Origin of the sequence: Quadrisphaera sp. DSM 44207 (assembly GCF_900101335.1) — a bacterium.
Classification (GTDB): domain Bacteria; phylum Actinomycetota; class Actinomycetes; order Actinomycetales; family Quadrisphaeraceae; genus DSM-44207.
In genome coordinates this window covers 1,129,473-1,150,152 of the sequence record NZ_FNKA01000001.1, presented here as the reverse complement: position 1 = coordinate 1,150,152, position 20,680 = coordinate 1,129,473, and the positions used below count along the sequence as shown (strand labels likewise).

Genomic DNA, 20,680 nt, shown 5'->3' with positions numbered 1-20,680 from the left:
CGTCCTCGCTGCCCGCCGCCTTCGCCGTCCTGGCCGTCGTCGGCGCCGGCAACGCCGTGCTCAACGTGGCCATGAACGTCTCCGGAGCGGCGGCCGAGGAGGTGCTGAATCGCACCCTCATGCCGCGCCTGCACGCCGCCTTCAGCCTCGGCAGCCTCGTCGGAGCGGGCAGCGCCGTGCTGCTCGCCTCCGCCGGCGTCCCGGTCGGCCCCCACGCCGCCGGCGCGGGCCTGGCGGCCGCCGCCGCCCTGGTGGTGCTGGTGCGGGGCCTGCCCGCCGACGCCCCCACCCGCGTCCCGGCCCCCGCTCCCGCCGCCGACGTCCCCGCCGTCGCACCCGACGTCGGCACCGGGAGGGCGCCGAGCGCGTGGCGCGAGCCCCAGGTGCTGCTGATCGGATCGGTGGTCTTCGGCGCCGCCTTCGCCGAGGGCAGCGCCAACGACTGGATCGGCCTGGTCGTGGTCGACGACCACCACATCGGTCAGGGCGCCGGCGCCGCGGTGCTCGGCGTCTTCCTCACCGCCGTGCTCCTCACCCGCCTCGCCGGCGCCCGGGTGCTGGACCGGTTCGGCCGCGTCCTGGTGGTGCGCGCCTCCGCGGGCTGCGCCGCCGCCGGCCTGGCCCTGGTCGTCCTCGCCCCCACGGCGCCCGTCGCGGTGCTCGGGGTGGCGCTGTGGGGCACCGGCACCGCGCTCGGCTTCCCCGTCGGGATGTCCGCCGCCGCCGACGACCCGACCCGGGCGGCGGCCCGGGTCGGCGTCGTCTCCACCGTCGGGTACGGCGCCTTCCTCGTCGGCCCGCCGCTGATCGGGGCCCTCGGTGAGCGGGTGGGGCTCTCCCGCGCCCTGCTGGTGGTGCTGGTCGCCGTCCTGCTCTCCGGGGCCGCCGCCGGCGCGGTCCGCGCACCGCGCCGCGACGCTGCGTCCTCCGGTGGGATCCGGGGCCCGCTCCGCGGATGCTCTACGTCCCCGCCCCGGGCCAGTAGACGTCCTCCAGGTGCAGCGGCTCCATGATCCGGCGGATGGTCGCCTCCACCGGGCGGCCGGTGACGGCCTGGAGCACCAGACCGGCCAGGAGGTCCAGGTGCTGCACGACGTCGGGCCGGTCCCCCGCGGCTGCGCCGTTCCCGCCGGCGGACGGGGGAGCGACTCCGGCGGCGCAGCCGCTGAGGACCAGGGCCGCCGCTGCCGAGGCCAGCACGGCCGGCACCCTCCAGCGGCGGCCCGAGGACGCCGGCGCGGCAGCGGGAGCGGTCGGGGGGCGAGCGGGCACGAGGACCACTCCTTCGACGGGCCGTCGGGCTCTGACCCGTCAAGGCTCCCCGTCCCCGCCCCGGGGATCGATCCCGCGCACTGGACGGCACGAGGTGCAGCAGGCTGTACCGACGGCGACCCCGCGGCGACCTAGGGTCGCCGAGCAGGAGGTGGGATGCCGGTGCAGCAGCGCAGCGCGTCCGGCGTCCGCGACGCCCGTGAGGTCTACGACGCCCGTGACGTCGAGGTCGCGGACGTCGCGGACGTCAGGGTGCGGGAGCCTCGAGCGGTCCGGGTGGCCCGGGTGGCCCGGGTGGCCCAGCGCGGCTTCGCGGCGCTGCAGCAGCTCGCGGGCGGGTTCGGCACCGCGCTGCTGGCCCTCCTCGTCATGCTCGGGGTGGTGCTCACCGCCCTGGCCTGCCTGGTGCGGGGAGGGCTGCTCGCGGTGCCGCCGGTCCTGCGGGCGGTGCGCGCCGCCGCCGACCTGGAGCGGGAGCGGCTGGGCCAGTGGGGCCCGGAGGTGGTGCCGCCGGGCCCGGCGCCGGAGCGGCTGCGAGAGGCCGCCGCCGACCGCGCTCTGCGGCGGGAGCTGACGTGGCTGCTCTGGCACGCCACCGCCGGGCTGCTGCTCGGCCTGGCCGGTGTGCTGCTGCCCGCCCTGGCCGTGCGCGACCTGCTGTTCCCGCTGTACTGGCGGGCGGCGCCCCCCGGCTCGACGAGCACCTCCGTGGGCTGGGGCACCGCGCACGAGTGGGGCGACACCGTCGCCCCGCTGGTGCTGGGCCTGGTCTGGGTCGCCGCCATCGTCTGGCTCAGCCCGGGCGCGGCCCGGCTGCAGGCGGCGCCTGCACGGCGCCTGCTGGCCCCGCCCCCGGGAACGGACCTGACGCTGCGGGTGGCGCAGCTGGCCGCCACCCGCGCCGCCGCCCTCGACGCCCACGCCGTCGAGCTGCGGCGCATCGAGCGCGCCCTGCACGACGGCACCCAGAACCGGGTGGTCGCCGTCACCGTGCTGCTCGGGGCCGCCCGACGCGCGCTGGAGCGCGACCCCACCCGCGCCGACGTCGTGCTCGGGCCCCTGCTCGAGCAGGCGCACGGCGCCGCCGAGCAGGCCCTGGAGGAGCTGCGGGGGGTCGCCCGCGGCATCCTGCCCCCGGTGCTCGCCGACCGGGGGCTGGCCGGGGCGCTGACCGGGCTGGCCGCCGCCAGCCCGGTGCCCACCCGCGTCGACGTCGACGTGCCCGGCCGGTGCCCGGCGTCCGTGGAGGCCACCGCCTACTCCGTGGTGGCCGAGGCCCTGACGGGCGCCGCCCGGCGCGGCGGGGCCGCGCAGGTCGTGGTCACCGCCCACCGCCGTGGGGAGCGGCTGCACCTGCGCGTCGTCGACGACGGGAGCGGGGAGGCGCAGGAGGGCGGTGGGCCGGGCCTGGCCGGCGTCCGCCGCCGCGTCGAGGCCCACGACGGCACCCTGGTCGTGACCTCCCCGCCCGGTGGGCCCACCACCGTGGCGGTGGAGCTGCCGTGCGGGTCGTGACCGTCGAGGACGTCCGGCTCAGAGGCCGAAGACCTCGCGCAGCCCCTGCTGCAGGGGAGCGGGCTCGCGGCCCAGCAGCGCCTGCAGGTCGGTGCTGGTCTCCTCCAGCTGGTGGTCGCGGATGTCGCAGGAGAAGCCGAGGACCTGGCGGGCGCGGTGCTCGGGCACTCCGGCCCGCACCGCGCCGGCGAGCCACTCCTCGTCGGAGACCGGCGTGTACGTGACGGTCCTGCCCGAGATCTCGGTGAGGGCGGCCGCCACGTCGTCGAAGCCGTAGGCGCGGGGGGCGGCGATCACGCGGGCGGCGCTGGTGCCGGCGTGGTCGAGCATCGCGTCGGCGATGGCCTCGCCCATCTCCCGGCGCAGGGCGTACGCGACCGCACCGTCGCCGGTGGGCAGCCGGATGCCGGTCTCGAACACGCGCGGGCCCTGGACGTAGAGCGGGACGGTGTCGAGGTAGAGGGCGTTGCGGAAGAGCAGGTGGGGCAGCCCGCTGGCGGCGATGCGCTCCTCGGTGCGCAGGTAGTCGCCCATGAAGGGGTTCACCGAGGCCGACCCGTCCCGCAGCGACCGGCTGGTGAAGCCGAGCAGGCCCACGCCGGCGCGGGCGGCGGCGTCGACGGCGTTCTGGTGCTGCTGGACCCGCCTCTCGTGGTCGGGGTCGTTGCTCGCGACGAGCAGGACCCGCTCGACGCCGGCCACGGCGGCGTCCAGGGCGGCGGTGTCGTCGTAGTCGCCGACGCGCACCGAGACGCCGCGGTCGGCGAGGTCGGCGGCCCTGGACGCGTCGCGCACGAGCACGGCGACGTCCGCGGCGTCGGTGCGCTGCAGCAGGCCGGCGAGCACGGCGGAGCCGAGCGCTCCGGTGGCTCCGGTCACGAGGATCACGAGGGCCTCTCCTTCCTCCTGCGCACCGGCGGTGGGGCGGTCGCCCGAGCAGCCGCCGAAGCCGGTGTTCTACGACTGTAGATATCTACAGTCGTAGAAGTCAACAGGTGGGGATGTACGGTGGGCGCTGCCACGAGGGAGGCGGTCGATGAGCGCGCGCGCGTCCGGCGAGGTCCGCGAGGAGGGGTCGGCGGGAACGGCGGAGCCGCCCCAGCGGCCCAGCGGGCGCCGGCGCGGGCACAGCGGCACCCGGGCGGCGATCCTGACCGCCGCGCGCGAGCAGTTCGCCGCCACCGGCTACAGCGCCACCAGCCTGCGCACCATCGCTGCCGCCGCCGGAGTGGACGTGGCCCTGATCCGCTACTTCTACGGCAGCAAGGACGACCTGTTCGCCGCCGCCGTGGACCTCCCGCCCGACCTGCCCCAGCGCGTCGCCACCGTCCTGGCCGGGCCCGTCGAGGGCCTGGGGGAGCGGATGGTGCGCACCTACCTGGGCCTGTGGGAGGACCCGGCCACCGCCGCGCCCCTGCTGACGATGTTCCGCTCGGCCGTGACCACCGAGCAGGCCGCCGACCTGCTGCGCGACTTCCTCAGCGCCCGCGTCCTGCGCCAGGTGGCCCCCGGCCTGGGGACCGACCGGCCCGAGCTGCGGGCGCTGCTGGCCAGCTCCCACCTGCTCGGCACGGTCGTCGCCCGGTTCGTCCTCCACGTCGAGCCGCTGGCCAGCCTCGAGCGCGACGAGGTCGTCGCCCTCCTCGCGCCCACCGTCCAGCACTACCTGACCGGAGACCTCGCGCGGGCGCGGTGAGGGGACCCGCTGCGCCGCGGAGCCGGACGGCGCGGCGCCTCAGGAGGCGCGCCGGGTGAGGGCGAGGACCAGGTCGGTGACGGTCACGGCCTCCCCGTCCGGGGTGGTGGCACCCCGTCGCGGGGCCCCGGCGCGGGACGTGCGCCACTCGGCGGGGTCGAGGCCGAGGGCGTCGAGCACCTGCGGCGCGGCGCTGGACGCGGCGTCGGCGTCGGTCCACGACCACGGGCTCATCCACTCGTGGTCGACGACGATCAGCACCCCGCCGGGGGCGACGGCCTGCGCGGCCCGGTGCAGCACCCGGTCGCGGTCCATCGGCACGGGGCTGTGCAGGTAGCAGGCGCAGACGAGGTCGAAGGCGCCGTCCGGGAAGGAGGCGGTGAGGTCGTGCCGTCCGATCTCGAGGCGCTCCGCGAGGCCGGCCGCCGCGGCGCTGGCGGCCAGCCGCTCCAGGGCCGTGGCGGAGACGTCGACGGCGGTCACCCGCCACCCCCGCCCGGCGAGCCACAGGGCGTCGCCGCCCTCGCCGCAGCCGAGGTCGAGGGCGGTGCCGGGGGGCAGGGGCGAGGCGACGTCGACCAGCGCCGGGTTCGGGTTCCCGCTCCAGCGGGGACCGGGGCGGTACAGGTCCTCCCAGAACCGCTCCACGTCGTCGGGGACGGCGACGGAGGGCTCGCCGCCGTGGCCGCCGTGGCCCGGGTGGTGGCCCGGGTGGTGGCCCGCGGCGCCGTGGTGGTGGGCCCCGGCGTGCTGCGTCGGGTCGGGGCTCGTCACGGCGCCACCACCACGCGGCGCTCGGCCTGGCCGGCTGGGTCGGCCTGACCGGCCCGGTCGGCCCAGTCGGCCCGGTCGGCCCGGCGCGCCCGGTCGGCGACGGCGCGGGCGGTGTCCTCCTCGATCAGCTCGGCGTTGATCGCCGCCCCGGCCGCCAGCCCCTGGGCGGCGGAGCTGACCACCTGGGCCATGGGGTCGGCGACGTTGCCGGCCGCCCACACCCCGGGCACCGCGGTGGCGCCGGTGGGGCCGGCGGGGACGTGGGTGGCCACCACGTGCTCGCCCATGCGCATCTCCGCCGGCTCCACGCCGAGCGCGGTGAGCACACCGGAGCGGGCGTGCAGGCGGGGGGAGACCACCAGCGCCCGGCAGGGCACGACCCGACCGTCGGCCGTGCTCACCCCGGTCAGCTGGTCGTCGTGCAGCTGCAGGCCGGTCACCCGCCCGTCGACGACCGTGATGCCGCGGGCCGCCAGCCGCTCCTCCTGCTCGTCGCTCAGCTCGGGCGCGGTGTGCCGCAGGAGGGTGACGTTCCCGCTCCACTGCCGCCACATCAGCGCCTGGTGCACCGCCAGCGGGCCGGTCCCCAGGACCGCGACGGGCTGGTCGCGGACCTCCCAGCCGTGGCAGTACGGGCAGTGCACGACCTCCCGCCCCCACCGCTCGGCCACCCCGGGGACGTCCGGCAGGTCGTCGACGCCACCGGTGGTCACCAGCAGCCGGCGCGCGCGCACCTCGCGCCCGTCGGCGAGCGTGACGGCGAAGGCCCCCTCCGCGGTGTCCAGCGGGCCGGGCAGGCGCTGCGCCGAGGTGGCCGCGGCGGCGAGGAGGTGCCCGCCGTAGCGGGCCACCTCCTCCCGGCCGGCGGCCAGCAGGTCTCCCGGCGCCACGCCGTCCAGGGCCAGGTAGTTGTGCACCCCGTGCGCGAGGGCGTTGCGGGGGGCGCCGTCGTCGAGGACGAGCACGTCCCGGCGCGCCCGGCTCAGGGCCACCGCCGCGGAGAGCCCGGCCGCACCGCCGCCGACCACCACGACGTCGTAGCACTGGTGCAGCCGCCCTCCCGGCGCGCCCGGCTCGTCCGTGGGCACCGCCTGAGCATCGAGGTCCACCACGCGTCCTCCTCCGTGTGCACCGCCGTGCGGCGGTCGTCCGATGCCCAGGACTGTCCGCCGCCTCCCCGCGGGTTGACAAGCGTCGTTGCGAGAACGGCAAGTCTCGGGGGTGACGGCCGTCGCCTCGGCCACGAGCGGCACGGGCGACGCCGGACAGGAGGGCCAGCCGCAGCCTGGTCTCGTCCTCGGTGCCGGGGCTGCCCGCCTCGATCGGCTGCGGAGGGTCAGCGGTCGACGGCCAGGCGCCCCCCGAGGCCGATGAAGATCCCTCCGGTGGCGGCGTCGATGCGCTGGCGGGCGGTGCGCCGCTGGCGCAGCCAGGCCCCGATGCGCCCGGCCAGCACCCCCACGGTGCCGTCGACGACGAACTCCAGGGCGATGAGGATCGCGCCGAGGACGGCCAGCTGCAGCCACACCCGCCCCAGGGCGGGGTCGACGAACTGGGGCAGGAAGGCGAGGGTGAAGGTGACCATCTTGGGGTTGAGCAGGTTCGTCACCAGCCCGCTGGTGCTGGCCCGCCGCCCGGACAGGTCCCCGCCCGCCACCGGCTCGTCCAGGTGGGCGTCGCGCCGGTGGCGGATCATCTGCACGCCCAGGTGGATCAGGTACGCACCACCGACGACGCGCAGCACGGTGAAGGCGGTGGGCACCGCCTCGAACAGGGCGGCCAGCCCGACGGCGACCGCGGCGACGTGCACGACCTCGCTGGTGGCGACCCCGGCCGTGGCCAGCAGGCCGGCGCGCGGGCCGCCGCGCATGCCGCAGCCGAGGACGAAGAGCACGTCCGGCCCGGGCGTGATCATCGCGATGACCGTGGTCACGGTGAAGGCGATCAGCAGGGTCTCGTCGATCGGCACGGGCGGAGCCTGGCAGAGGCCCACCGGCGCAGGAAGGTGGTCCCGGGCTGCCGGCAGATCCCCCGCCGGGACGCCGTCCGCTGGCACGATCTGGCAGGTGACCCGCAGGCCCGTGGACAGGGAGGCACGATGAGCACCGCCACGAGGACGGACCCGCAGGCGCCGGCGCCGCACGCCGCCGACAGCCACGACCTGATCCGCGTGCTCGGCGCGCGCGAGAACAACCTCAAGGACGTCAGCGTCGAGATCCCCAAGCGCCGGCTGACGGTGTTCACCGGCGTCTCCGGCTCGGGCAAGAGCTCCCTGGTGTTCGGCACGATCGCCGCGGAGTCGCAGCGGATGCTCAACGAGACCCACAGCGCCTTCGTGCAGGGCTTCCTGCCGACGCTGGCGCGCCCGGACGTCGACCTGCTCGAGGGGCTGACGACGGCGATCATCGTCGACCAGGAGCGCATGGGCGCCAACCCCCGCTCCACCGTCGGCACCGCCACCGACGCCAACGCGATGCTGCGGATCGTCTTCAGCCGGCTCGGCCAGCCGCACGTCGGGTCCTCCCAGGCGTTCTCCTTCAACGTCGCCTCGATCAGCGGCGCGGGGGCGGTCACGCTCGAGCGCGCCGGCAGGACGGTCAAGGAGCGCCGCGAGTTCAGCGTCACCGGCGGCATGTGCCCGCGCTGCGAGGGCATGGGCCGGGTCTCCGACATCGACCTGTCGGCCCTCTACGACGGGTCGAGGTCCCTGCGCGAGGGCGCGCTCACCGTCCCCGGCTACAGCGTGGAGGGGTGGTACGGCCGCCTCTTCCACGGCGTCGGCCTCGACCTGGACAAGCCGGTGCGCGACTACTCGGGAGAGGAGCTGCACACGCTCCTCCACGGGGAGCCGACCAAGATCGAGGTCGAGGGCGTCAACCTCACCTACGAGGGCGTGGTCCCCCGGATCCGGAAGTCGATGCTGTCCAAGGACGTCGACGCGCTGCAGCCGCACGTGCGCGCCTTCGTGCAGCGGGCGGTCGCCTTCACCGCCTGCCCCGAGTGCGACGGCACCCGGCTCAGCGAGGCGGCCCGCTCCTCGAAGATCGCCGGGACCAGCATCGCCGACGCCTGCGCGATGCAGATCAGCGACCTCGCCGCGTGGGTGCGCGGCCTCGACGAGCCGTCCGTGGCGCCGCTGCTGGCGTCGCTGGGGGAGATCCTCGACTCGTTCGTGGAGATCGGGCTGGGCTACCTCTCCCTCGACCGGCCGTCGGGCACGCTCTCGGGCGGCGAGGCGCAGCGCACCAAGATGGTCCGCCACCTCGGCTCCTCGCTGACCGACGTCACCTACGTCTTCGACGAGCCGACGACCGGGCTGCACCCCCACGACGTCGCGCGCACGAACGACCTGCTGCTGCGGCTGCGCGACAAGGGCAACACCGTGCTCGTCGTCGAGCACGAGCCGGAGGCGATCGCGGTCGCCGACCACGTCGTCGACCTCGGCCCCGGCGCCGGGACCGCCGGTGGCGAGGTCGTCTTCGAGGGCACCGTGGCGGGCCTGCGCACCAGCGGCACCCTGACCGGGCGGCACCTGGACGACCGCGCCCGCCTCAAGCCCCGAGCGCGCACGCCCTCGGGGGCGCTGGAGGTCCGCGGCGCGAGCACCCACAACCTGCGGGACGTCGACGTCGACGTCCCGCTCGGCGTGCTGGTCGTGGTCACCGGGGTGGCGGGCTCCGGCAAGAGCTCCCTCGTCCACGGCTCCGTCTCCGGGCGGGACGGGGTGGTGACGGTCGACCAGGGCGCGATCCGCGGCTCGCGGCGCAGCAACCCGGCGACGTGCACGGGGCTGCTGGACCCGATCCGCAAGGCGTTCGCGAAGGCCAACGGCGTGAAGCCGGCGCTGTTCAGCGCCAACTCCGAGGGCGCCTGCCCCACCTGCGACGGCGCCGGCGTCATCTACACCGACCTGGCGATGACGGCCGGCGTCGTCACGACCTGCGAGGTGTGCGAGGGCAAGCGGTTCGCGGCGTCGGTGCTCGAGCACCGCCTCGGCGGCCGCGACATCAGCGAGGTGCTCGCGATGTCGGTGACCGAGGCGGAGGAGTTCTTCCGCGCCGGCGAGGCCCGCACGCCGGCCGCGCACGCCGTCCTCGAGCGGCTCGCCGACGTCGGGCTCGGCTACCTCACCCTGGGCCAGCCGCTCACGACCCTGTCCGGTGGGGAGCGGCAGCGGCTGAAGCTGGCCACGCACACGGGGCAGGAGGGCGGCGTCTACGTCCTCGACGAGCCGACCACCGGCCTGCACCTCGCCGACGTCGAGCAGCTGCTCGGCCTGCTCGACCGGCTCGTCGACTCCGGGACGTCGGCCGTCGTCATCGAGCACTCCCAGGCGGTCATGGCGCACGCCGACTGGATCATCGACCTCGGCCCCGGCGCCGGCCACGACGGCGGCCGGGTCGTCTTCGAGGGCACGCCCGCCGACCTCGTCGCCGCCCGCTCCACCCTCACCGGTGAGCACCTCGCGGCCTACGTCGGCGCCTGAGCGACGCTCTCGCGGACGCCGGGTCCCCGCACGGGGGGACCGGTGGCGCGCCGCGCCTGAATGCACCGGTTGTCTTGACATGATCCGCGGCGGTTCCTAGGTTCGGGACCTCGCGCCGGGGGCGGCGCGGGACTCGACGACGAGGGGGCGCCATGGGCGCTGCAGGGCTGGGCGTGGCCGTCATCGGCGCCGGCATGGCGGGGCGGGCGCACGCCCAGGGCTACCGCACCGCGACGTCCCTGTACGCCACCGACCTGCCGCCCGTGCGGCTGGTCGCGATCGCCGACGCCCACGAGCCGTTCGCCCGCGACGCGGCGACCCGCTACGGCTACGAGCGCGCCGAGACCTCCTGGCAGGCGGTCGCGCAGGCCGATGACGTCGACGTCGTCAGCGTCGTCGTGGCCAACCACCTCCACCGCGAGGTCGTCGAGGGCCTGCTGGGCGCCGGCAAGCACGTCCTGTGCGAGAAGCCGCTGGCGCCCAGCCTCGAGGACGCCCGCGCCATGGTCGCGGCCGCTCAGTCCAGCGACCGCCACAGCGCGGTGGGCTTCACCTTCCGCCGCTCGCCGGCGATCGCCGCGGTGCAGGAGCACCTGGCGTCGGGGGCGCTGGGGCGGGTGCGCCACTTCAACGGCCACTACTGGTGCGACTACGCGGTCGACCCCGGGGCGCCGATGAGCTGGCGCTACCGCGGCGGCCCCGGCTCGGGCGCCCTGGCCGACGTCGGCAGCCACGCGGTGGACCTCGGCGAGTTCGTGTGCGGCCCCGTGCGCAGCGTCTCCGGCGCGGTCTTCGCCACCTTCACGCCCCAGCGGCCCGTGCCCCTCGGCGCGGTCGTCGGCCACGCCGGCGCGGCGGTCTCGGACGAGCTGGAGGCCGTGGAGAACGAGGACGTCGCCACCTTCACGGCGCGCTTCGCCGGCGGTGCGGTCGGGACCTTCTCCGTCTCGCGGGCGACCCCCGGGCTGGCCAACGGCCTGGGGTTCGAGGTCACCGCCGAGCACGGCACCGTGGGCTTCGACCTCACCCGCCCCGCCGAGTTCAGCATCTTCGACACCGCCCCCGAGCCTGCCGTCAACGGCTTCCGGCAGGTGCTCGTCGGGCCGCAGCACCCCTACCTCGCCCGCGGCCTGGCGATGGACTTCCCCTCCGTCGGGCACGGTCAGAACGACCTGTTCGTCTTCCAGGCCCGCTGCTGGCTCGACCAGGTGGCCGGGCTGGGCGCGCTGCCGCCGCTGCCGGGCCTGGCGCACGGCCTGCACAACCTGGAGGTCCTCGACGCCGTGGCCCGCTCGGCCGCGGCCGGCGGCGAGTCGGTGGAGGTGGGGTCGTGAAGCTCGGCGTCTACACCGCGGTCCTGCACGACCGCGACCTGCCCGCCGCCCTGGACGTCGTGAAGGACCTCGGCCTGGAGGGCGCGGAGATCAACGCCGGAGGGTTCCTGCCCCCGGTGCACATCCCCATCGACGACGTCCTGACCAGCCAGAGCGCCCGCGACGACTACCTCGGTCTGTTCGCGGACAGGGGCGTGGCGCTCGCCGGCCTGAACTGCAACGGCAACCCGCTGCACCCGAACCCGGCCATCGGGCCGAGGCACGCGGAGGACCTGCGCCGGGCGATCCGCGCCGCCGGCGCCCTCGGCCAGACCCGCGTCGTGACGATGTCCGGCCTGCCCGGCGGCGAGCCGGGGGCCACCGTGCCGAACTGGGTCGTCAACGCGTGGAGCTCCGGGGCCCTCGACGTCCTCGACCACCAGTGGAACTCCGTCGTCGTCCCGTTCTGGCGCGAGATCGACCGCCTCGCCGCCGACTCCGGCGTGCAGGTCGCGATCGAGATGCACCCGCAGAACGTCGTCTTCAACCCCCCGACGCTCCAGCGCCTGGTCGAGCGCACGGGCGCCACGCACGTGGGCGCCGAGATGGACCCGAGCCACCTGTTCTGGCAGGGCATGGACCCCGTCGCCGCCGTGGAGCACCTGGGCGACCTGGTCCTGCACGCCGCCGCCAAGGACGTGCGGATCAACGAGGAGCACGCGAGGGTCTACGGCGTCCTCGACGAGCGGTTCCGCCGCCTGCGCCCCGACGAGGACCGCGTCAACCTCGGCGGGGACGAGTGGGTCAACGAGTGGCCGCAGGACTCCGCGTGGGACTTCGTCGCCGTCGGCCGCGGCCACGACGCCGCGTTCTGGGCCCGGTTCCTGCGCGCGCTGCACGCCGTCGACCCCAACATGGCGGTCAACATCGAGCACGAGGACGTCTCCCTCGGGCGCATCGAGGGCCTGCAGGTCGCGGCGAGCACGCTGACGACCGCACGGGAGGAGGCGGGACTGGGATGACCGTGCTGCACCGCTCGCTCGAGGACGCGACCCCGCGAGCCGGGGCGGGAACCCCGTGACGCTCGTGGTGGGCTACGCGCCCACGCCGCAGGGGGAGGCCGCGCTCGCGGCCGCGGGGGAGGAGGCGATCCTGCGCGGCCGCGCCCTGGTCGTCGTCCGCGCCCACCGGGGCGAGTCGCGGGTGGACCCGGAGTACCCGCCCACCTCCGGGCTCGCGTACGCGCTCGCCTCGCTGCGGAACTCGGGCCTGCACTGCGAGGTGCGCGAGCTCGACCGCGCCGAGGACGTCGCCGAGGCCATCATCGCGGTGGCCGACGAGGTCGGCGCCGAGCTGGTGGTCATCGGCCTCAAGCGGCGCTCGCCCGTGGGCAAGGTGCTGCTGGGCAGCACCGCGCAGCGGGTGCTCCTCGGCGCCCGGTGCCCCGTGCTCGCGGTGCAGGAGGGTCACCGGCGCACCTGAGCGGCTCGTCGGAGGAGAGGAGGGCTGGTCGTGGCGGCAGGGCTGCACCTGGGGCTCGTCGGGGTCGGGCGCATCGGCGCGATGCACGCGCGCCACGCCGCGGCGCTGGACGGCGTCGCGCGCCTGACGCTCGTCGACGCCGTGCCCGGCGCGGCGCAGCGCGTCGCGGCCGACGTCGGCGCCGGGCACGCCCCTGGCGTGGAGGCGCTGCTGGACGCCGGGGTCGACGGCCTGCTCGTGGCGGCCCCGACCGGCGCGCACCCGGACCTGATCCGGGCCGGGGTGGACGCCGGCGTCCCGGTGTTCTGCGAGAAGCCCGTGGCGCCCGACGTCGCGGCGTCGGTGCGGGTGCTCGAGCACGTCGCCGCCGCCGGTGGGACGGTGCAGGTGGGCCACCAGCGGCGCTTCGACGCCGGCTACCTGCAGGTGCGCCGCGCCGTCCTCGGCGGGGAGCTGGGGTGGCTGCACGGCCTGCGGGCGGTCACCTGCGACGCCGCGCCGCCCCCGGTGGCGTTCCTCGCCACCTCCGGGGGGCTCTTCCGCGACGTCAGCGTCCACGACTTCGACGTCCTGCGCTGGGTGACCGGCCGGGAGGTGGTGGAGGTGTGGGCGCGCGGGTCCAACAACGGCGACCCGGACATCGGGCGGGTCGGGGACGTCGACACCGCCCTGGCCGTGTGCACCCTGGACGACGGGACGCTGGCGACCGTGACCGCCTCCCGGTACAACGGCGCCGGCCACGACGTGCGCCTGGAGGTGCAGGGCTCGCGAGGGTCGCTGTGCGCCGGCCTGGACGACCACACCGCCCTGCGCTCGGCCGACCCGGGCGTCGCCTTCCCCGCCGGGGCGCCGCACGCCACGTTCGCCGAGCGGTTCGCGCAGGCCTACCGCGACGAGCTGGCCGCGTTCGTCGACCTCGTGCGCGGGGAGCGGGGCAACCCCTGCCCGCCGCAGGACGCCGTGGCGGCCGCCGTCGTCGCCGACGCGGCCCAGGCCGCGCTGGAGTCCGGCGCCCCGGTGCGCGTGCAGGCCCCTGCGCCGCCCGCGCCCCGTCCCTGCTCGTGATCTCGCTCCTCCGGGCCGACCGGGCGCGGACGAGGCGCGGTGACCCGGACCCGGACCCGGGGGCTGGGGCGCGCGGGTGATCTCTCGTAGGGTCGCCCCAGCCACCGCCGGCGCCCCGCCCGGGAGCGCGCGGTCCGCGTCCCAGGAGGTCCGATGCCCGCCCTGCGCACCGACGCGCTCCCGTCCATCGCCGAGGAGGTGCCGGTCCCGACGTACGACCGCAGCCGGGTCACCGCCGGGATCGTGCACATCGGCGTCGGCGGCTTCCACCGCGCCCACCAGGCGATGTACCTCGACCGCCTGATGCAGCAGGGGCAGGCCCTCGAGTGGGGGATCTGCGGCGTCGGCGTCCTGCCCGGCGACCGGCGCATGAAGGACGCCCTCCTGCCCCAGGACTGCCTGTACACCCTCGTGCTCAAGCACCCGGACGGCGCGCTGGAGCCGCGCGTGGTCGGCTCGGTCGTGGAGTACCTGCTGGCGCCCGACGACCCCGAGGCCGTGGTCGAGAGGATGGCGGACCCGGCCATCCGCATCGTCTCCCTGACGGTGACCGAGGGCGGCTACAGCATCGACCCGGTCACCGGCGTCTTCGACGCCTCGGTCCCGGCGGTGCAGCGCGACCTGGCGCCCGGCGCCGTGATGAGCTCCACCTTCGGCCTCGTCACCGAGGCCCTCGCGCGCCGCCGCGAGCGGGGGATCGCGCCGTTCACGGTGATGTCGTGCGACAACCTGCAGGGCAACGGCGACCTCGCGCGCAAGGCCTTCACCGCCTTCGCCCGCCTGCGCGACCCCGAGCTGGGCGCGTGGGTGGAGGCCGAGGTCGCCTTCCCCAACGCCATGGTCGACCGGATCACCCCGGCCACCACCCCCGAGGACGTCGCGATGGTGCGCGAGCGCTTCGGCGTCGACGACGCGTGGCCGGTGGTGTGCGAGCCCTTCACGCAGTGGGTGGTCGAGGACCGCTTCCCCGCGGGGCGGCCCCCGCTGGAGGACGTCGGCGTCCAGGTGGTGGCCGACGTCGAGCCGTACGAGCTGATGAAGCTGCGGCTGCTCAACGCCGGCCACCAGGGCCTGTGCTACTTCGCGCACCTGGCCGGGTACCGGCTGGTGCACGACGCCGCGCAGGACCCGCTGTGGCGCGCGTTCCTGCGCGCGTACATGGACCGCGAGGCCACCCCCACGCTGCACCCCGTGCCGGGCGTGGACCTCGACGACTACAAGGCCACCCTGATCGAGCGCTTCAGCAACCCGGAGGTCCGCGACACCGTCGCGCGCCTGTGCACGGACAGCTCCGACCGCATCACCAAGTGGCTCCTGCCGGTGGTGCGCGCCCAGCTGGCGCGCGGGGGCGAGGTGCACCGCTCCGCCGCGATCGTGGCCAGCTGGGCCCGCTACGCCGAGGGCGTCGACGAGCAGGGCCGGCCGATCCAGGTGGTGGACCGCCTGGTCGAGCGGATCCAGGCGCTGGCCGAGCGCCAGCGCGAGGACCCCCTGGCCTTCCTCGCCGACCGCAGCCTCTTCGGCGACCTCGTCGACGACGAGCGCTTCACCACCCCCTACCGCGAGGCGCTGGCCTCCCTGCACGAGCGCGGGGCCCGCGCCACGCTGGAGCGCCTGGTCGCCGCGGACGTGACCGGTTCGTGACCTGCTCGCGTTGACAACGATTGCAGGGCCCCACCAGACTCCGTCGCACTGGCCTGACGACGACGTCGAGGAGGTGGCACCGGTGTCCCCGCTCACCCGCGTGACCCTCGCGGACGTCGCAGCCTCCGCCGGCGTGAGCCCCTCCACCGCCTCCCGCGCCCTGCACGGCGGCGCCGGCGTCTCCGACGAGCTCGCCGCCCGGGTGCGCGCGGCCGCCGAGGGCCTGGGCTACCGCGCCAACCGCAACGCCCGCTCGCTGCGGCGCGGGCACGACGAGGCGATCGGCGTCGCGGTGGAGGACTTCACCATTCCCTTCTTCGGGCGCGTCGTGGCCGTGGTCGAGCAGGCGGCCCACGAGCGCGGCTACGGCGTCGTCATCACGTGCGCGGGGTCCGGGCGCTCGGAGGAGGAGGCGGTCGAGCCGCTCCTGTCGCGCAGCGTGGCCGGGCTCGTCGTCGCCACCGGCACCGCCGGCGCGCCGGAGGGCTACCTGGCCGACGTCGCCCGCGAGCTGCCGGTCGTGCAGGTCGACGCCCCCGGCCCGAGCGCGGTCTCCGACGCCGTCGGCATCGACAACGCCGCCGCCGGGGCGCAGCTGACCGAGCACGTGCTCGCCTCCGGCCACGAGCGCGTGCTGTTCGTCGGCAGTGGGCGGGCGGCCAGCACCGTGGTGCTGCGCGCGGAGGGCTACGCGGCGACCATGCGCGCCGCGGGGCTGACCCCGCGCTGCGCCTGGCTCGGCTACCTGCCGGGGCAGGTGCCCGAGCGGGCCGTGCGCGCCCTGCGCGAGGCCGGCGACGTCACGGCCGTGGTCTCCGGCGTCGCCCGCACCACGACGGGCCTGGTCTCGGCGGTGCGCGCCCTCGGGCGCCGCGACCTCGCGGTCGCCGCCGTCGACGACCTCGCCGGCGCCGACGCCTTCGACCCCCCGCTGACCGTGCTGGAGCAGGACGTCGAGGACATGGGCGCCCGCGCGGCGCGGCTGCTCTTCGACCGCATCGGCGGCTACGCCGGGCCGCCGCGCCACGAGCAGGTGGCCCTGCGGCTGATCCAGCGCGGCTCCGGCGAGCTGCCCCCGCCCGGCGCGACCGGCGCGCCCGTCATCCCCGGACGCCGGAGGGCGCCGGTCGCCTGACCGCACCACCGAGCACCACCCACACCGATCGCCGGGGCGCCCGCCCGGGCGAGGACCGAGGAAGGGACCACCCATGGAAGCACGCCGACGTGCCGGCGCTCTGGTCGCCGCCGCCGCTGGGCTCGCCGTCGTCACCTCCGGCTGCGCCGGCGCGGGCGGCGGCGGCGAGAGCGCCGGGGGCGAGAGCGGGGAGGGCGGCGGTCAGTCGATCGACGTCATCATGGTCAACAACCCGCAGATGGAGGACCTCCAGGCCCTGACGGAGGAGCACTTCACCGCGGAGTCCGGCATCACAGTCAACTACACCGTCCTGCCGGAGAACGACGTCCGCGACCGCATCGCCCAGGACTTCGCCGCGCAGGCCGGCCAGTTCGACGTGGCCACGATCTCCAACTACGAGGTGCCGTTCTTCTCCACCAACGGCTGGCTCGCCCCGCTCGACGAGTTCGTCGAGGCGGACGCGGAGTTCGACCAGGAGGACGTCCTCCCGCCGATCCAGGCCGGCCTGACCGGCGAGGACGGGCAGATCTACGCCGAGCCCTTCTACGGCGAGTCCTCCTTCCTCATGTACCGCACGGACGTGTTCGAGCAGGCGGGCCTGACCATGCCGGAGAACCCGACGTGGGAGCAGGTGGCGCAGCTGGCCGCCCAGGTCGACGGCGCGCAGCCGAACATGCGCGGCATCTGCCTGCGCGGCCTGCCCGGCTGGGGCCAGGTCTTCGCCCCGCTGACCACCGTGGTCAACACCTTCGGCGGCACCTGGTGGGACGAGGACTGGAACACCCAGGTCACCTCCCCGGAGTTCACCGAGGCCACGCAGTTCTACGTCGACCTGGTGCAGGAGCACGGGGAGTCCGGCGCGGCGCAGGCCGGCTTCACCGAGTGCCTCAACGCCTTCTCCCAGGGCGGCACGGCCATGTGGTACGACGCCACGTCCGCGGCCGGCTCCCTCGAGGCCGAGGGCTCCCCGGTCGCCGGCAAGGTCGGCTACGTGGCGGCGCCGGTGAAGGAGACGGAGTCCTCCGGGTGGCTGTACAGCTGGGCCTTCGGCGTCCAGGAGGCCAGCGACGACAAGGAGGCGGCGTGGGAGTTCATCTCCTGGGCCTCCAGCCAGGAGTACGAGGAGCTCGTCGGTGAGCAGCTCGGCTGGCCGCAGGTGCCCGCCGGCAAGCGCGCCTCCACCTACGACAACGAGCAGTACCGGGAGTCCGCTGGCCCGTTCTGGGAGGCCACGCAGGAGGCGATCAGCACCGCCGACCCGACGAACCCCGGCGTCCAGCCGCGCCCGGCCCCGGGCATCCAGTTCGTCGCCATCCCCGAGTTCGCCGACGTCGGCACCCGGTGCTCCGAGCTCGTGAGCGCCGCCATCGCCGGCCAGTCCACGGTCGCCGACGCCCTCGCCCAGTGCGAGCCGATCGCCCAGACCGTCACCGAGCAGTACCAGAACCAGTAACGGTCCCAGCGCTCCACGGCGGGTCCCGCCACCCCGCGCCGGGGTGGCGGGACCCTCGGGAAGGAAGGCCCTGATGAGCTCTGCCACGGACGCGGCCACAGGCACCACCGCCGCGCAGCGCACCGTGTACCAGCCGCCGCAGGGCGCGGCGGCCCGCACGAGGAAGAAGGCCTGGCAGCGCAGGCTGCCCCTGCTGCCGGCGCTGGTCTTCCTCGTCGTCGTCACCCAGCTGCCGTTCGTGGTGACGCTCGTCGTCTCCTTCATGGAGTGGGAGGCGCTCTACCCGAACCAGCGCGGCTTCACCGGCCTGGACAACTACGTGGAGATCTTCTCCAACGCCCGGCTGCGCGACTCCGTCATCACCACGATCGTCCTCACCGCCGCGGTGGTCATCGCCAGCCTCGTGCTCGGCCTCGTTCTCGCCCTGCTGCTGGACCGCAGGTTCTTCGGCCGCGGCGCCGTGCGCACCATGCTCATCGCGCCGTTCCTCGTGGTGCCCGTGGCCGCCGCGCTGCTGTGGAAGCACGCGCTGCTCAACCCGGCCTACGGGCTGTTCAACGGCGTGCTGACGTGGATCTGGGGGCTGTTCGGCAGCAGCGACCCGCCGCAGATCGCGTGGATGACGCAGTACCCGCTGCTCTCGATCGAGCTTGCCCTGATCTGGCAGTGGACGCCGTTCATGATGCTGATCCTGCTGGCCGGGCTGCAGAGCCGGCCGCTGGACGCCGTGGAGGCGGCGCGCATGGACGGCGCCGGGGCGGTGCAGATCTTCCGCTACATCACCCTGCCGCACCTGCGCCGCTACCTCGAGCTCGGCGCCCTGCTGGGCAGCATCTACATCGTCCAGAACTTCGACCACGTCTTCACCATGACGTCGGGCGCGCTGGGGACGGCGAACCTGCCCTACACGATCTACCAGACCTTCTTCTCCGCGCAGGACTACGGCCTGGCCTCCGCGCAGGGCGTGGTCGTGGTGATCGGGACCATCATCATCGCGACGTTCGCGCTGCGCGTGGTGTCGTCGCTCTTCGACGAGGAGGACTGATGTCCGCGACCAGTGCACGAGCGGGCGAGGGAGCCCGCGTCCCCGACCGCGCCACCGTCGACCCGGGGGCGACCCGCAGCTCGCTGAAGGCCCACCGGCGCGGGCGGGGCGTGGAGCGCAAGGACAACCCGGTCTGGGGCCTGCTCGCCTGGGCCCTGGCGCTGCTCTTCGCGGCCCCCGTGCTGTGGATGGTGCTCACCTCCTTCCACAGCGAGACCGACGCCGCCACCAACCCGCCGTCGGTGCTCGCCCCGCTCACCCTCGACGGCTACCGCTCCTTCTTCGGGGCCGAGAGCGGCGCCAGCCCGTGGCCCCCGCTGATCAACTCCCTGACCGCCTCGGTCGTCTCCACGGCCCTGGTGCTGCTGCTGGCCTTCCCGGCGGCGTACGCGCTGTCCATCAAGCCGGTGGAGAAGTGGCGGGACGTGATGTTCTTCTTCCTCTCCACGAGGTTCCTGCCGGTCGTGGCGGCCCTGCTGCCGCTGTACCTGTTCGCCAGCCGCACGGGCACCCTGGACAACATCAACCTGCTGATCGTGCTCTACACGGCGATGAACCTGCCGATCGCGCTGTGGATGATGCGCTCGTTCCTCGCCGAGGTGCCCACCGAGATGCTCGAGGCCGCGGCCCTGGACGGCGCGGGGCTGATCACCACCCTGCGCCGGGTCGTCGCCCCGGTGGCGCTGCCGGGCCTGGCCGCGACCGCGCTGATCTGCTTCATCTTCAGCTGGAACGAGCTGCTGCTGGCCCGCACCCTGACCGCCACGGTGGCCGGGACGGCGCCGGTGTTCCTCACCAGCTTCGTCACCAGCCAGGGCCTGTTCCTCGCGCAGGTGTGCGCGGCGGCCACCGCGATCTCCCTGCCCGTCCTCGCCGCCGGGTTCGCGGCGCAGGACAAGCTGGTGCAGGGCCTGTCCATGGGCGCCGTCAAGTGAGGGCGCCCGCGGCCTGCGGCTAGGGTCGCGGGGGTGACCGCCCGTGACTGCCGACCCCTGCTCGTGGCCCTGGACGTCGACGGCACGATCGTCGACCACGACCTGCGGCTCTCGCCGCGGGTGGCGGACGCCGTCCGCGGCCTGGTCGACGCCGGCCACCACGTCGTCCTCGCCACCGGCCGCACGCTGGCGGCCACCCGCCCCGTGCTCGACGCCCTGGGCCTGGACACCGGCTACGCGGTGTGCAGCAACGGGTCGCTGACGGTGCGCCTGGACCCGGCCCTGCCGGGCGGCCACGAGGTCGTCGACCTCGCCACCTTCGACCCCTCGCCCGCGCTGGCGCTGCTGCGCGCGGAGCTGCCCGGGGCCGCCTTCGCCGTGGAGGTGGAGGGCGAGGGCATCCTCGTCGCGGGGCCCTTCCCCGAGGGGGAGCTGGAGGGGGACCTGCGGGCCGTGGAGTTCGCCGACCTGGCCGGTGCCTCCGCGACGCGCGTGGTGGTGCGCAGCCCCGACCACACGTCGCAGCAGTTCCTGGAGATGACCGAGCGCGTGGGCCTCAAGGGCGTCAGCTACGCGGTCGGCTGGACGGCGTGGCTCGACATCGCCCCCGAGGGCGTGAGCAAGGCCAGCGCCCTGGAGCAGGTGCGCGAGCGCCTCGGCGTCCCGCCGACGGCGACCGTGGCCGCGGGCGACGGGCGCAACGACCTGGAGATGCTCGCGTGGGCGCACCGCTCGGTGGCCATGGGGCAGGCGCCGCCGGAGGTGCTGGCCGCCGCGGGGGAGGTCACGGCCCCCGTGGAGGAGGACGGCCTCGCCGACGTCCTCGAGGACGTGCTCGCCCTGCACCCGGCGGCGGCCGGGTGAG

General features: G+C 75.6%; 19 protein-coding genes. 14 read left to right on the top strand and 5 right to left on the bottom strand.

Going from position 1 to position 20,680, the window contains the following annotated elements:
* The first annotated feature begins 8 nt into the window (after positions 1-8).
* A complete protein-coding gene (locus BLS82_RS05535; protein WP_369811047.1) occupies positions 9-1,013 on the top strand; it encodes an MFS transporter in 1,005 nt (334 codons plus the stop codon).
* Here the strand turns inward: BLS82_RS05535 and BLS82_RS05530 are convergent.
* Positions 961-1,272: a hypothetical protein gene (locus tag BLS82_RS05530; RefSeq protein ID WP_143028746.1), complete on the bottom strand. Its 312-nt coding sequence runs from the start codon at positions 1,270-1,272 to the stop codon at positions 961-963. The genes BLS82_RS05535 and BLS82_RS05530 overlap by 53 nt on opposite strands.
* Positions 1,273-1,434: 162 nt before the next feature.
* Between BLS82_RS05530 and BLS82_RS05525 the strand changes: the two genes are divergently transcribed.
* Positions 1,435-2,787, top strand: coding sequence for a sensor histidine kinase (locus tag BLS82_RS05525; RefSeq protein WP_369811046.1), 1,353 nt, complete (start codon positions 1,435-1,437; stop codon positions 2,785-2,787).
* Between the two features lie 18 nt (positions 2,788-2,805).
* Here the strand turns inward: BLS82_RS05525 and BLS82_RS05520 are convergent, their stop codons facing one another.
* Entirely contained in the window at positions 2,806-3,675 is an 870-nt protein-coding gene (locus tag BLS82_RS05520; protein WP_092862197.1) for an NmrA family NAD(P)-binding protein, read from the bottom strand.
* A 148-nt stretch (positions 3,676-3,823) separates the two neighbouring features.
* Here BLS82_RS05520 and BLS82_RS05515 point away from each other — a divergent pair, with 148 nt between their 5' ends.
* Positions 3,824-4,483, top strand: a complete 660-nt coding sequence (locus BLS82_RS05515) for a TetR/AcrR family transcriptional regulator (protein ID WP_092862195.1) — start codon at positions 3,824-3,826, stop codon at positions 4,481-4,483.
* 39 nt (positions 4,484-4,522) lie between these two features.
* Here the strand turns inward: BLS82_RS05515 and BLS82_RS05510 are convergent, their stop codons facing one another.
* The 3 genes from BLS82_RS05510 to BLS82_RS05500 form a co-directional block, all read right to left on the bottom strand.
* Entirely contained in the window at positions 4,523-5,257 is a 735-nt protein-coding gene (locus BLS82_RS05510) for a class I SAM-dependent methyltransferase (RefSeq protein WP_218123584.1), read from the bottom strand.
* A complete protein-coding gene (locus tag BLS82_RS05505; protein ID WP_092862819.1) occupies positions 5,254-6,309 on the bottom strand; it encodes an NAD(P)/FAD-dependent oxidoreductase in 1,056 nt (351 codons plus the stop codon). The genes BLS82_RS05510 and BLS82_RS05505 overlap by 4 nt, the downstream gene beginning before the upstream one ends.
* A gap of 284 nt (positions 6,310-6,593) precedes the next feature.
* Positions 6,594-7,226 (bottom strand): LysE family translocator, encoded by a 633-nt coding sequence (locus tag BLS82_RS05500; protein WP_092862193.1) that lies wholly within the window; start codon positions 7,224-7,226, stop codon positions 6,594-6,596.
* Between the two features lie 129 nt (positions 7,227-7,355).
* Here BLS82_RS05500 and BLS82_RS05495 point away from each other — a divergent pair, with 129 nt between their 5' ends.
* The 11 genes from BLS82_RS05495 (at position 7,356) to BLS82_RS05445 (ending at position 20,679) form a co-directional block, all read left to right on the top strand.
* Positions 7,356-9,743 (top strand): ATP-binding cassette domain-containing protein, encoded by a 2,388-nt coding sequence (locus BLS82_RS05495; RefSeq protein ID WP_092862191.1) that lies wholly within the window; start codon positions 7,356-7,358, stop codon positions 9,741-9,743.
* Between the two features lie 152 nt (positions 9,744-9,895).
* A complete protein-coding gene (locus BLS82_RS05490; RefSeq protein WP_092862189.1) occupies positions 9,896-11,077 on the top strand; it encodes a Gfo/Idh/MocA family protein in 1,182 nt (393 codons plus the stop codon).
* A complete protein-coding gene (locus BLS82_RS05485) occupies positions 11,074-12,078 on the top strand; it encodes a sugar phosphate isomerase/epimerase family protein (RefSeq protein WP_092862187.1) in 1,005 nt (334 codons plus the stop codon). The genes BLS82_RS05490 and BLS82_RS05485 overlap by 4 nt, the downstream gene beginning before the upstream one ends.
* A gap of 55 nt (positions 12,079-12,133) precedes the next feature.
* A complete protein-coding gene (locus BLS82_RS05480) occupies positions 12,134-12,538 on the top strand; it encodes a universal stress protein (RefSeq protein WP_092862185.1) in 405 nt (134 codons plus the stop codon).
* A gap of 30 nt (positions 12,539-12,568) precedes the next feature.
* Entirely contained in the window at positions 12,569-13,603 is a 1,035-nt protein-coding gene (locus tag BLS82_RS05475) for a Gfo/Idh/MocA family protein (RefSeq protein ID WP_092862183.1), read from the top strand.
* A 153-nt stretch (positions 13,604-13,756) separates the two neighbouring features.
* Entirely contained in the window at positions 13,757-15,247 is a 1,491-nt protein-coding gene (locus BLS82_RS05470; protein WP_092862181.1) for a mannitol dehydrogenase family protein, read from the top strand.
* 73 nt (positions 15,248-15,320) lie between these two features.
* Positions 15,321-16,382: a LacI family DNA-binding transcriptional regulator gene (locus BLS82_RS05465; RefSeq protein ID WP_369811024.1), complete on the top strand. Its 1,062-nt coding sequence runs from the start codon at positions 15,321-15,323 to the stop codon at positions 16,380-16,382.
* A 73-nt stretch (positions 16,383-16,455) separates the two neighbouring features.
* Complete coding sequence (locus BLS82_RS05460) at positions 16,456-17,835, top strand: ABC transporter substrate-binding protein (RefSeq protein ID WP_092862177.1); 1,380 nt, start codon at positions 16,456-16,458, stop codon at positions 17,833-17,835.
* 73 nt (positions 17,836-17,908) lie between these two features.
* Positions 17,909-18,880 carry a carbohydrate ABC transporter permease gene (locus tag BLS82_RS05455; RefSeq protein WP_092862175.1) on the top strand — a complete coding sequence of 324 codons (972 nt, stop codon included), beginning with the start codon at positions 17,909-17,911 and terminating at the stop codon, positions 18,878-18,880.
* Entirely contained in the window at positions 18,880-19,815 is a 936-nt protein-coding gene (locus BLS82_RS05450) for a carbohydrate ABC transporter permease (protein ID WP_092862173.1), read from the top strand. Before BLS82_RS05455 ends, BLS82_RS05450 begins: the two co-directional genes overlap by 1 nt.
* A gap of 33 nt (positions 19,816-19,848) precedes the next feature.
* Positions 19,849-20,679, top strand: a complete 831-nt coding sequence (locus tag BLS82_RS05445) for an HAD family hydrolase (RefSeq protein ID WP_092862171.1) — start codon at positions 19,849-19,851, stop codon at positions 20,677-20,679.
* The last annotated feature ends 1 nt before the right edge of the window (position 20,680 follow it).